The sequence below is a fragment of the Bacillus sp. FSL K6-1218 genome (assembly GCF_038006445.1).
Taxonomy (GTDB): domain Bacteria; phylum Bacillota; class Bacilli; order Bacillales; family Bacillaceae_G; genus Bacillus_A; species Bacillus_A thuringiensis_S.
Genome location: NZ_JBBOVE010000001.1, coordinates 3,676,947 through 3,689,257, shown reverse-complemented (window position 1 = coordinate 3,689,257; position 12,311 = coordinate 3,676,947). Strand labels below are relative to the sequence as shown.

Here is a 12,311-nt window from a genome sequence, read left to right as displayed (position 1 = left end):
GAAAATCCTCTCTCGTTCATGCTGCGACTTTTTTATGCGTATGATGTTTACGATAACGTCCACGCATTGCGTATGCAATTTGCGGGATTGCAATCCCGATTAAAATAAGTGATACACCGAACCATTGTGAAGATAGTACAGCCTCTTTTAAAACGAATACTGACATAATTGTTGTAACTGGTAGTTCCGCTGCACCAAGAATAGTTGCTAAGCCAGAACCGATTTTTGGAATACCGATTGTAAAGGCAATAGATGGAATTACGATACTAAATGTTCCTAATCCTAAACCGTATTTCCAAAGACCTTGAGAAATGGCACCATTAAAAATAAATGTTGGTGGGAATACAATCATGACTAAAGTTAAGGCACCAGTCATTAAGAGAACACCGCGCGGTAATGAAGGTACTTCAACAGCAACTTTTCCGCTTACGAAAATGTATGTTGCGAATGTAACAGCAGATAATAAACCTAAAATAATCCCAGTCGTATCGAAAGCACCTGCTGATTGTTCAAGTAAACCACTTGATAAAAATGTCCCTACAAGTAAGAAAATAACAGAAATAACTTTTTCTCTTGAAGGTAATGCTTTTGTTGCGACTGCTTCAATGATAATTCCGACCCAAACGAATTGGAATAAAAGAATAATTGCAATAGAAGCTGGTACAGTTTTTAATGAAGCATAATAAAAAATTCCGGTAAAACTTGCAGATGTTCCTGCAACGAATAAAAGTAATGCTTGCTTTAAAGGAACGCGATGTCTAGAAAATAGAAGTGTAATAGCAAGCAAAATAATCCAACCGAACAAATATTGGCTGCCAATTACCTCTCCAAGTGAAAATCCTTCTGCATATGCAAGCTTAACAAAAATAGCTAAAATTCCATAACTACACGCTCCTAATAAAACTAAAAGAGAATAACGAAGCATGAAAAATTCCTCCCATCTATATGAAGTTGTTCCGTATCGAAAATATATAACTAGAGGGAAGTATACAAAATTAGAAATAAAGGGTCAAATGAAAGAAAAGTATGACATTTTATAGAATAATAATAAAAGTATGATATTTATGCATAATCTTGAAATTATTAATAGTAGAAGTATTATAAAATCAACTTTGCATTGTATAGAGACAGCATTTGAAAAAAATATTTTTTAAACCAATATGTATATAGACGTACTAGTAGCGTGCTAATTATTTGAGAAACTATGTTACCTTTGTTATGGTAATAACAATTAAAGGAGTTTCATAATCCATTTGAGTTTTTTCTATATAATAGAAGGAAATGAAAACGTTTTATTAGAAACTGTGAGGAAGTGCGGTTTTTCTTATTGCCACGTTGTAAAAGTGATTTCACGAATTGTTCATAGTATTTTTATGTGTTTTTGTTACAATATTTAGGGAGAGGAGTGGAATGATGCAAGATATTAGTATTTTTTTAGCGTTTGGCGCCGGGTTCTTATCATTTATTTCCCCATGTTGCTTACCGCTTTATCCGGCATTTTTATCGTACATAACAGGTATGTCGGTTTCTGAATTGAAAGAAGAAAATGCAATGCTTCGCAAAAGAAGTATGATACATACAGCGTTTTTCTTACTTGGATTTTCAATTATATTTATTGCAATTGGATTTGGTACAAGTTTTATTGGAGGAATCTTTACTGACTATAAAGATTTAATCAGACAGTTAGGTGGTATCTTTATCATCGTGTTCGGCTTAATTATTGTCGGGGTGTTTAAGCCGAAATTTTTAATGCAAGACCGTAAATTTACATTTAAAAATCGTCCAAGTGGCTATTTTGGATCAGTACTAATTGGATTAGCTTTTGCAGCAGGGTGGACGCCATGTACCGGACCAATTCTAGTGTCCGTAATTGGATTAGCAGCAACAAACCCAGAATCAGCAATGATTTACATGATTGCTTACATACTTGGATTTGCTATCCCGTTTTTCGTACTGTCATTCTTTATTACGAAAATGTCTTGGATTAAAAGAAATAGTATGGCCTTCATGAAAGTCGGAGGATATATTATGATTGTTATGGGTGTTTTCCTATACTTTAACTGGATGACGAAAATTATCGTATATTTCTCAAGTTTATTTGGTGGTTTTACCGGTTTTTAGTATTATTCTGCGAAAATGTTGGAAATACTAACGGAAAAGCATATAATGAAAGTATATTTTGCATATAGCCACAAAAAAGGATGAGAAAATATGAACATAGTTCTTTTATCAAGTATCGTTGCTGTTTGTATGGCTGTCGGTGCGATGTTTATTCGTTTAAAAGCAGCTAAGAAACCTGCAACATTGAAAAAAATTATACTTCCGCCATTTTTTATGAGCACGGGCGCATTGATGTATGTTTTTCCTGAATTTCGATTAACCCCAGCAGAAATGTTAGAAGCAATTGGTGTCGGTTTGATTTTCTCTATTTTTCTTATTAAAACATCTAAATTTGAAATTAGAGGACAAGAGATTTATTTGAAGCGTTCAAAAGCCTTTGTTTTTATATTAATTGGATTACTTGTAGTGCGGATTGTATTTAAAACATACTTAAGCCAATCTCTTGATTTAGGACAACTTAGTGGCATGTTCTTCTTACTTGCGTTTGCGATGATTGTGTCATGGAGAATTGCAATGTACCGTTCCTTTACGAAATTACAGAAGGAAATGGAAAAAGAAGATGGTTTTTATAATGAAAAAGATATGAAGCTAACTTAAAAACTGTATATGTACCAAATAAAAAGACAGCGTCAAAGGCGCTGTCTTTTTTATCGAAAATAATATGAAGTTACTTTGCGAGTAAAGATCGATAGTTAGAATAATCAATCTTTTTTTCTTGTAGTTTTTTAATTAAAAATTTATGATCACGCTTTGGTGTGGCAATGATATATCCTTTAATAATTAAGTCTTGTGTAATTTGAGAGGCATTTTCTTGTAATGCAAGTTCCCCGATTTTTCCAGCGATCTTTGATTTTGCAACATCGCGAAATAGTTCTGGAACAGGACTTACAAGCTCTTCTAACAATTGTTTTTGTTCGTCAGCCCATAAATGTCTCGTTTTATTTATGTAGTGTTCTTCCCAATCCAAAATGGACATGCCGTCTTCTTTTGGTAATCGTTTTAAAAATTTTCTGAACATAAAGTATCCACCGATAGACATAAGCCCTAATAAAATAACCGTCCATAATACAATGAACCAACTGAACCATCCTTCGAGCAAGCATATCCCCCCTTAATGATAGCGGTTTTCTTTTATTCATATTATATACAGTGAGATTCATAGAAAGCAAGAACGCTTGGTCATTTTGACCAAGCGTTATAGTTTAAACGAAGTATAGTTGTTCAACACATAAATTATTATTATCGTCTTCAACATACTCAATAATAAGTGTGCCAACTTTACGATCTTTATCTTCAGTTGTGAAAATAGAGTAAGAAGTAAAACGTGTTTTTGATAGGCCGCTTATATGTGTAGGTAAAGAAATGTAGTCGTTATCGCGGAAGAATTCCATCAGTTCAATATCCTCAAATTCTTTTCGGTCAACTTGTTTGTTTGTATAGCGGCGTTGAAGTTGTTTTAAAGACTCATTCCAAGAAATTGCTTTTGTGTCGTATACCATTGTTCTATCTCCTTACTGTATGTAATCATTAAGAACATACGTTCTAATCTAGTATACTCTTTTTATTAGAAAAGGGAAAGCAAAAAATAATGTAAGCTTGGATTTCCAAGCTTACATTATTGATGCGTCCGTCATAATCTCTATTTTTCATTATAAGTTAGATAAGAATAAGAAACAAGATGATATATATAATGTTGAGAGTTTTCAAGATTCTGTATATTATAGATGTACTAAAGTGTAAGGGAATGAGAGGCGTGGCATACGTAATTTCACTACAAGGGCCGATGGCTAGCGGAAAAACAACATTAGCAAAAAGGTTAGAAAAGAGAGGGTTTCAAGTTATATATGAAAATCCATATCCAATTGTAGAGAAGCGAAAAAAATTGAATTTAGATATGAATTCAAAAGTAGGGTTTATTATGAATCAAAAAATGTTTATGGAAGCAAAAATAAAGGAGTTTCAAAATGTGAAAGATTCAGTCGAAATTTTTGATCGCGGACCAGAAGACATTGAGTTTTTTACACTCTTTTATCCAACGATTATAGGGGAAGAGTGGGATATAGAAGCTGAATTGAAAGGTGAATTATATAAATTAAGAGAATGCCGTTCGGATGCGATTTTTTACTTAGATGTTACGAAGAAGAATGTATATGATAGAAAAAATAATGATAGAACAAGAAACAGAAGTACGTTTGAGGAGCAATTTCAATTAGTAGAAACTGAAAAAGACTGGTATAAACAATTTCCGGTAACTTATGTGGACACGAATAGATTAACAGTGGACGATCTAGAGGTATATTTTATGGACTGGTTAAAGGAGAGAGGGCTATGAAAAAAATACTTTTATTTGTATACCCAACATTTGCAGAGTTTGAAATAACGGTAGCTACAGCATTGCTGAAAAATAAATTTGAAATCATTACAGCGAGTGTAACAAAAGAATTGATTATAAGTGAAACAGGTTTGCAAGTGCAACCACATATAGAATTAAGGGAAGTGCGTGTAGAAGAATATGAGGGGATTATTATTCCAGGCGGAGATGCGATACATATGAAGGATGCGGAAGGACTCTTTTCAGTCATCCGTCAATTTCACGAGCAAGAAAAATTAGTAGCTGCTATTTGTGCTGGACCGTATGCGCTAGCAAAAGCAGGCTTATTCAAAGAAATCTCGTATACAGTGACCATAGATTATCAAAAGCTTGATTGTTTTCCAGTAGAAAATTTTGTGTATAAAGAAGTTGTGCAACACTCAAATATTATTACAGCACAGGGGCATGCTTTTGTGCCATTCGGAATAGCGGTTGCCTCTTATTTTGGAGTAGCGAACGAACATAATACAAACTTTTATGGTGGTAAGGGTAATGTAATGATGGAGAATTTGTTATGAGAAAACGTGAAACAGCTAGCGAATGCTAGCTGTTTATTTTTGACATCGATAAATTGCTAACGTTTTCGGATCGCGCCATACACCGTTATGAAGTGATAATTCATTTTCTACTTCTTCTTTTAGCCATTCCTTCATTTCCGTGTGAAGATATGTATTATCAGGTATATTTAGCGACGGAAACATGCTAGAAATATAGTTTACTATTGGGGTAGCATGATGAAAAACGAGCGCATTATGAATAACTGTTTCTCCAACCGTTGGAAAAACGGATTGTAATATCTCTTTACCATTTTCTAAACAAAATGGAGTGACTGATGATGTTGTTTTCGGTAAATCAAATGCGTCTAACATGCGGTTACACATTTCAACTATACGAGGTAATGTAACGCTAGAATTTGTTGTAGCTAAAAGTGAGCCACTGGGACGAATTACTTTATGGAATCCTTGAATTGTTTTTTCAACATCTTTCATGTGATATAACATATGTCTTGCGATTATTAGGTCATAATAATTTGTTTCGAAAGGGAGTTTACCAGCATCCCCTCGTTTCCATTCTATTAATTTATTCGTCTTAGCAGCTTCAGCAAGCATAGCTTCGGATTGATCCAACCCGGTTAATGGGCCTTTATGACCATTTGTTTGTAAAAGGGAAAGGAATTTTCCGCTAGCGCACCCAACCTCTAATATGCTTTCTTCCCCTTGAAGTTGTAAATGTTCAATAACGATTTCATCTAAATTCACTTGTTTTTCTTCGTAATGTTTATGCGTATCGATACGTGTTTGTAAATTGTTACTGACGCTATATTGCCTTTTTACATCATTCATTTTTTCATATTCCACTTTCGTACAAAATTGTTGGATCGCATGTGTTAATACATCCGTTTTCTTTAAACCTTCGTAATGGAGTGCTGATTCAAACCTTTCAAGTAATTTTTCTTCAATTCGAAAATGAATATCTTTTCGCTTCGTCATTGAAATCTCGCCCCTTTGTATCTGTTAGTGAGACTATAGCACGCCTGAAAAATTTGTGTAAATCATTTGTGTACACAAATGGAGGAGATTAAAAAAATGTTTGAATGTGAGTTTAAACTATTGACGATTTAACCGTTTTCATATATTCTTAAATTAAGTAATATTCAAATAATTCAAAAGAAATGAGAGAGTCACATGCTTCTTCAAGGAACACATCGAATTGGTCGTATGGCCATGCTGTTGGCACTTGCGGATGAGAATGAAAGTCCTGTATTATCCATTCCAAAAGGTTGGAAGTATTGTACGGGGAAAGTGGGTTCGATGAATTCGCAAAAGGTTGTCGCAGCAATGGAAACAGCGGCTAAAAGCAACCAAGTTATTGAAACAGACGTTTACAGAGAAACACATGCACTTTATCATGCAATTATGGAAGCTTTGTACGGAGTGACGAGAGGTCAAATTCAGTTAGCAGACGTTCTTCGTACAGTAGGACTTCGTTTTGCGATTGTGCGCGGTACACCATACGACGGAAAAAAAGAAGGCGAATGGGTTGCTGTTGCGCTTTATGGAACGATTGGTGCACCTGTAAAAGGATCTGAGCATGAGGCGATTGGTTTAGGAATTAATCACATATGATTTGCCCATAGTCTATTAGTTAGAAGGGGGCCTTACTTTTTTAGGACAAAAGTCTGTCTTAAAAAGATAAGGTCCCCTTTTGCCTTTTTAAGGAGGAAAAATGATGATTACGTTAACAGGACATACATTGACAGTTGAAGAAATGAAGAGGTTATTACTGGAAGGGGAAGGTGTAACAGCTTGTCCAACTAGTATGCAAAAGGTGGCAGAGTGCCGCGAAGTAGTTGAGAAAATTGTAGAGGATGGAAAAGTCGTTTACGGTATTACAACTGGATTTGGAAAGTTTAGTGACGTGCTTATTCAAAAAGATGATGTAAAGGCACTTCAACACAATTTAATTCAGTCACATGCATGCGGGATAGGCGATCCATTCCCTGAAGAAGTATCACGCGGTATGTTAATTTTACGAGCGAACACGATGCTTAAAGGAGTATCAGGCGTAAGGCCGCTTGTTGTAAATATGCTTCTTGAATTTGTAAATCGCAAAATTCATCCAGTCGTTCCGCAACAAGGTTCACTTGGTGCGAGTGGAGATTTAGCGCCTTTATCTCATCTTGCGCTCGTATTATTAGGTGAAGGTGAAGTGTTCTATAAAGGGAAAAGAGTCCACGCAATGGTTGCTCTTACAGAAGAAGGTCTTGAGCCGATTGAACTTGAAGCAAAAGAAGGGCTTGCATTAATCAATGGTACGCAGGCGATGACAGCACAAGGAGTTCTTTCTTATATAGAAGCAGAAGCAACGGCGTATCAAGCTGAATTAATTGCTTCGATGACAATGGAAGGGTTACAAGGCATTATTGATGCATTTGATGAAAATGTTCATAAAGCACGTGGTTATAAAGAGCAAGTGGAAGTAGCGAGCAGAATTCGTGACATCCTTCATGATAGTAAGTTAACGACAAAACAAGGAGAACTACGTGTACAGGATGCCTATTCACTTCGTTGTATCCCGCAAGTACACGGTGCTTCTTGGCAAGTTTTAAATTATGTGAAAGAAAAGTTGGAAATTGAAATGAATGCAGCGACAGATAACCCACTTATTTTTGATGGCGGAGAAAAAGTAATTTCAGGTGGTAACTTCCACGGTCAACCAATTGCATTTGCGATGGACTTCTTAAAAGTAGGGATGGCAGAACTTGCAAATATTTCAGAGCGTCGTATTGAGCGTTTAGTAAATCCGCAATTAAATGATTTACCTCCATTTTTAAGTCCAGAACCAGGACTTCAGTCTGGTGCAATGATTATGCAGTATGCAGCAGCATCACTTGTTTCTGAAAATAAAACGTTAGCACATCCAGCGAGTGTAGATTCAATCCCGTCGTCAGCTAACCAAGAAGATCATGTAAGTATGGGAACAATTGCTTCACGCCATGCACATCAAATTATTCAAAATGCAAGACGTGTTCTTTCAATTGAGATGATTTGTGCGATGCAAGCGGCAGAATATCGCGGAATTGAAAATATGAGTACAGTGACGAAGAGCTTCTACCATCAAGGGCGTCAGCAAGTACCTTCTATTACAAATGACCGCATATTCTCAACGGATATTGAAAATATTGCACATTGGTTAAAAACGAATTATTCGATAAAAGAAAGATTAGATGTAAACGCAGCACTATAAAATGAGAAAAGGGAGAGATTGAAATGGAAAAAGTACAACAAACAATTCGCGCGCCAAGAGGTACAGAGTTACAAACGAAAGGTTGGGTGCAAGAAGCAGCACTTCGAATGTTAATGAACAATTTAGATCCTGAAGTTGCTGAAAAACCAGAAGAACTAGTTGTATATGGCGGAATTGGCCGTGCGGCTCGTAACTGGGAAAGCTACCATGCAATTGTTGATTCATTAAAAACGTTAGAAAGCGATGAAACGTTACTTGTTCAATCAGGAAAACCAGTTGCCGTTTTTAAATCACATGAAGATGCACCGCGCGTTCTGTTAGCGAACTCAAACTTAGTACCAAAATGGGCGAATTGGGATCACTTCCGAGAACTAGAGAAAAAAGGTCTTATGATGTACGGACAAATGACAGCTGGTAGCTGGATTTACATTGGAACACAAGGGATTCTACAAGGAACATATGAAACATTTGGTGAAGCAGCTCGTCAACATTTCGATGGTTCATTAAAAGGTACATTAACACTTACTGCTGGTTTAGGTGGTATGGGTGGTGCACAACCTCTTGCTGTAACGATGAATGGCGGTGTTGTCATTGCTATTGATGTAGATAAGCGTAGTATCGATCGTCGTATTGAAAAGAGATATTGTGACATGTATACAGAATCATTAGAAGAAGCATTAACTGTTGCGAACGAGTATAAAGAGAAGAAAGAACCAATTTCAATTGGCTTGTTAGGAAATGCGGCAGAGATTTTACCAGAACTAGTGAAGCGTAATATTACGCCAGATTTAGTTACGGACCAAACATCTGCTCATGATCCATTAAATGGTTATATTCCAGTAGGTTACACATTAGAAGAAGCAGCGAAACTTCGTGAAGAAGATCCAGAACGTTACGTACAATTATCAAAAGAAAGTATGACAAAGCACGTAGAAGCAATGCTTGCGATGCAAGAAAAAGGCGCAATTACATTTGATTATGGAAATAACATTCGCCAAGTTGCATTCGATGAAGGTTTGAAAAATGCTTTCGATTTCCCAGGATTCGTTCCAGCATTTATTCGTCCATTATTCTGCGAAGGAAAAGGACCATTCCGCTGGGTGGCACTTTCTGGTGACCCTGAAGATATTTATAAAACAGACGAAGTAATTTTACGTGAGTTTGCTGATAATGAGCATTTATGTAACTGGATTCGTATGGCACGTCAGCAAGTCGAGTTTCAAGGACTTCCATCACGTATTTGTTGGTTAGGTTACGGTGAGCGTGCGAAATTTGGTCGCATCATTAATGAAATGGTTGCAAATGGTGAATTATCAGCACCGATTGTTATTGGTCGTGATCATTTAGATTGCGGATCAGTAGCATCTCCAAACCGTGAAACAGAAGCGATGAAAGACGGTAGTGATGCAGTAGCAGACTGGCCAATTTTAAATGCATTAATTAATAGTGTAAATGGTGCGAGCTGGGTATCTGTTCACCATGGTGGTGGCGTTGGTATGGGTTATTCACTTCATGCTGGAATGGTTATCGTTGCAGATGGAACAGAAGCAGCAGCAAAACGTATTGAGCGCGTATTAACTTCTGATCCTGGTATGGGTGTTGTTCGTCACGTTGATGCAGGATATGACTTAGCTGTGGAAACTGCGAAAGAAAAAGGCGTTAACATTCCGATGATGAAATAAGGAGGAGAAAACATGCTGGACACTTTACTAATAAATATCGGTCAATTACTAACAATGGATCAAGAAGATGGCTTGTTAAGACGGGAAGCGATGAACACGCTTCCTGTTATCGAAAATGGTGTGGTTGGAATTGAAAATGGTGTTATCACTTTCGTTGGAACAGCGGAAGAAGCGAAAGGACTTCAGGCGAAAGAAGTTATTGATTGCGGCGGGAAAATGGTTTCTCCTGGTCTTGTCGATCCGCATACTCACCTTGTATTTGGTGGATCTCGTGAAAATGAAATCGCACTAAAATTACAAGGAGTTCCGTACTTAGAAATTTTAGAACAAGGCGGAGGTATTCTTTCAACTGTAAATGCAACGAAACAGGCGTCGAAAGAAGAACTTGTTCAAAAAGCCAAATTCCATTTAGACCGTATGCTATCTTTCGGAGTTACAACTGTAGAAGCAAAGAGTGGTTACGGATTAGATGATGAGACGGAATGGAAACAATTAGAGGCAACAGCACAATTACAAAAAGAGCATCCAGTCGATTTAGTTTCCACATTTTTAGGCGCTCATGCAGTTCCTAAAGAGTATAAAGGTAGATCGAAAGAATTTTTACAGTGGATGTTAGACTTATTGCCAGAAATGAAAGAGAAACAATTAGCTGAATTCGTTGATATTTTCTGCGAAACAGGTGTGTTCTCTGTCGAAGAATCAAAAGAGTTTTTATTAAAAGCGAAAGAACTTGGCTTTGATGTGAAAATTCATGCAGATGAAATCGATCCACTTGGTGGTGCGGAAGCAGCTGCTGAAATTGGTGCAGCATCAGCCGACCATTTAGTTGGCGCTTCTGATAAAGGAATTGAAATGCTTGCAAACTCTAATACAGTAGCCACTTTATTACCGGGAACAACTTTCTATTTAAATAAAGAAAGCTTTGCCCGCGGCCGAAAAATGATTGATGAAGGTGTTGCAGTTGCGTTAGCTACAGACTTTAACCCAGGTAGCTGTCCAACTGAAAATATTCAGCTTATTATGAGCATTGCGATGCTAAAACTGAAAATGACACCAGAAGAGGTTTGGAATGCCGTAACGGTTAACTCATCATATGCCATTAACCGTGGTGATGTAGCTGGGAAAATTAGAGTCGGTCGTAAGGCAGATTTAGTTTTATGGGATGCTTATAATTATGCTTACGTACCGTATCATTACGGCGTAAGTCATGTAAATACAGTATGGAAGAATGGTAATATTGCATATATAAGAGGTGAACAATCGTGGAGCACGGCCACTATTTAAAGAAGAATGCAAAGTTTATCGATCGTGAAGTGACGAAATGGAGTGAGATGATTAAAGATTGGGAGGAAGGTGTAGAAATATTCGGTGCTGCCTTAATTGGAGCACCCCTTTCTAAACCATCTATTAGTCATTCAGGAGCAAGCTTTGCTCCAAAAACAATTCGTGCGATGTTAGATGCATATAGTACGTACGCAATTACAGAAGAACACGACATGAAAGAAAGCGTCTTATATGATTGCGGCGATATTACGATGCATGTAACGGATATAAAAGAAAGTCATAACAGAATTACAAAAACAGTTGGTCATATTACGAAAGCAAATCCGAACATGATACCAATCGTTCTTGGTGGTGATCACTCGATTAGTTTTCCTAGTATAACAGGATTTGCAAACAGTAAAGGAAAGGTCGGTATTATTCAATTTGATGCCCATCATGATTTACGTAATTTAGATGATGGTGGTCCGTCAAATGGTACACCGTTCCGTAGTTTACTAGAAAATGGTATCATTACAGGAAAACAACTTGTTCAAATTGGAATTCGTAATTTTTCTAACGCACGTGCGTACCATGAATATGCAATAGAGCATGGTGTAACAGTGTATACAATGAAAGACGTACGAGAGCGAGAAATAAAAGATATTATCATGGAAAGTATTGAAGTATTAAGAAAACAAGGTGTGACTTCTATTTATATTTCTCTTGATATGGATGTACTAGACCAAGCGTTTGCACCAGGTTGTCCAGCAATTGGCCCTGGCGGAATGGACAGTATGTCTTTACTTGATGCGATTGAATTCCTTGGTAAAGAACCGCTCGTTCAAGGAATGGATATAGTAGAGATTGATCCAACTCTTGATTTTAGGGATATGACGAGCCGAGTAGCTGCGCAAGTAATTATGAGTTTTCTTTTAGCGAGGGAAACAATTAGTAAGCGGGTTAGTATATAGACGGAAGAGTAGATCTTTATCTATGCCTTATCAAAAACACATTACTACTCAAATGTAGTGATGTGTTTTTATATTAAAAGAGAATGTGTGTGGAACCGTTAATAAAATTGCGGGTTGTTATAGTGTATTCTGTAAAATTAATTTCTTGCTTCTGAA

The 12,311-nt window shown here is 36.7% G+C and carries 14 protein-coding genes; 10 read left to right on the top strand and 4 right to left on the bottom strand.

Features of this window, described 5'->3' with window-relative positions; genetic code table 11:
- Window positions 1-16 precede the first annotated feature (16 nt).
- Window positions 17-925, bottom strand: a complete 909-nt coding sequence (locus MHI26_RS18645; protein ID WP_000947037.1) for an EamA family transporter — start codon at window positions 923-925, stop codon at window positions 17-19.
- A gap of 322 nt (window positions 926-1,247) precedes the next feature.
- On the opposite strand from MHI26_RS18645, the gene MHI26_RS18640 reads away from it, so the two are divergent.
- From MHI26_RS18640 to MHI26_RS18630, 3 genes are all read left to right on the top strand, one after another.
- Window positions 1,248-1,397: a peptidase T gene (locus tag MHI26_RS18640; RefSeq protein ID WP_080546855.1), complete on the top strand. Its 150-nt coding sequence runs from the start codon at window positions 1,248-1,250 to the stop codon at window positions 1,395-1,397.
- A 16-nt stretch (window positions 1,398-1,413) separates the two neighbouring features.
- Window positions 1,414-2,121, top strand: coding sequence for a cytochrome c-type biogenesis protein CcdA (gene ccdA, locus MHI26_RS18635; RefSeq protein WP_001152676.1), 708 nt, complete (start codon window positions 1,414-1,416; stop codon window positions 2,119-2,121).
- A 90-nt stretch (window positions 2,122-2,211) separates the two neighbouring features.
- On the top strand, window positions 2,212-2,718 hold the full coding sequence (locus MHI26_RS18630; protein ID WP_001028440.1) for a CcdC family protein: 507 nt from the start codon (window positions 2,212-2,214) through the stop codon (window positions 2,716-2,718).
- Between the two features lie 70 nt (window positions 2,719-2,788).
- On the opposite strand, the gene MHI26_RS18625 is transcribed toward MHI26_RS18630, so the two are convergent.
- The gene (locus MHI26_RS18625; protein ID WP_000889373.1) at window positions 2,789-3,220 is read right to left on the bottom strand and encodes a DUF2621 domain-containing protein; all 432 of its coding nucleotides are present in this window, start codon (window positions 3,218-3,220) and stop codon (window positions 2,789-2,791) included.
- 103 nt (window positions 3,221-3,323) lie between these two features.
- On the bottom strand, window positions 3,324-3,620 hold the full coding sequence (locus tag MHI26_RS18620; RefSeq protein WP_000262400.1) for a hypothetical protein: 297 nt from the start codon (window positions 3,618-3,620) through the stop codon (window positions 3,324-3,326).
- A gap of 245 nt (window positions 3,621-3,865) precedes the next feature.
- Here MHI26_RS18620 and MHI26_RS18615 point away from each other — a divergent pair, with 245 nt between their 5' ends.
- The gene (locus tag MHI26_RS18615) at window positions 3,866-4,453 is read left to right on the top strand and encodes an AAA family ATPase (RefSeq protein ID WP_042972608.1); all 588 of its coding nucleotides are present in this window, start codon (window positions 3,866-3,868) and stop codon (window positions 4,451-4,453) included.
- Entirely contained in the window at window positions 4,450-5,010 is a 561-nt protein-coding gene (locus tag MHI26_RS18610) for a DJ-1/PfpI family protein (protein ID WP_061667844.1), read from the top strand. The genes MHI26_RS18615 and MHI26_RS18610 overlap by 4 nt, the downstream gene beginning before the upstream one ends.
- A 33-nt stretch (window positions 5,011-5,043) precedes the next feature.
- Here the strand turns inward: MHI26_RS18610 and MHI26_RS18605 are convergent, their stop codons facing one another.
- Window positions 5,044-5,982: a class I SAM-dependent methyltransferase gene (locus MHI26_RS18605; protein ID WP_061667845.1), complete on the bottom strand. Its 939-nt coding sequence runs from the start codon at window positions 5,980-5,982 to the stop codon at window positions 5,044-5,046.
- A 195-nt stretch (window positions 5,983-6,177) separates the two neighbouring features.
- Here MHI26_RS18605 and hutP point away from each other — a divergent pair, with 195 nt between their 5' ends.
- From hutP to hutG, 5 genes are all read left to right on the top strand, one after another.
- On the top strand, window positions 6,178-6,618 hold the full coding sequence (gene hutP, locus MHI26_RS18600) for a hut operon transcriptional regulator HutP (RefSeq protein ID WP_000926516.1): 441 nt from the start codon (window positions 6,178-6,180) through the stop codon (window positions 6,616-6,618).
- Between the two features lie 103 nt (window positions 6,619-6,721).
- Window positions 6,722-8,239, top strand: coding sequence for a histidine ammonia-lyase (gene hutH, locus MHI26_RS18595; protein ID WP_000631877.1), 1,518 nt, complete (start codon window positions 6,722-6,724; stop codon window positions 8,237-8,239).
- Between the two features lie 23 nt (window positions 8,240-8,262).
- Complete coding sequence (gene hutU, locus MHI26_RS18590; protein ID WP_000416935.1) at window positions 8,263-9,921, top strand: urocanate hydratase; 1,659 nt, start codon at window positions 8,263-8,265, stop codon at window positions 9,919-9,921.
- A 12-nt stretch (window positions 9,922-9,933) separates the two neighbouring features.
- Entirely contained in the window at window positions 9,934-11,205 is a 1,272-nt protein-coding gene (gene hutI, locus MHI26_RS18585) for an imidazolonepropionase (protein WP_000887558.1), read from the top strand.
- On the top strand, window positions 11,184-12,155 hold the full coding sequence (gene hutG / locus MHI26_RS18580) for a formimidoylglutamase (protein ID WP_061667846.1): 972 nt from the start codon (window positions 11,184-11,186) through the stop codon (window positions 12,153-12,155). Before hutI ends, hutG begins: the two co-directional genes overlap by 22 nt.
- Window positions 12,156-12,311 lie beyond the last annotated feature (156 nt).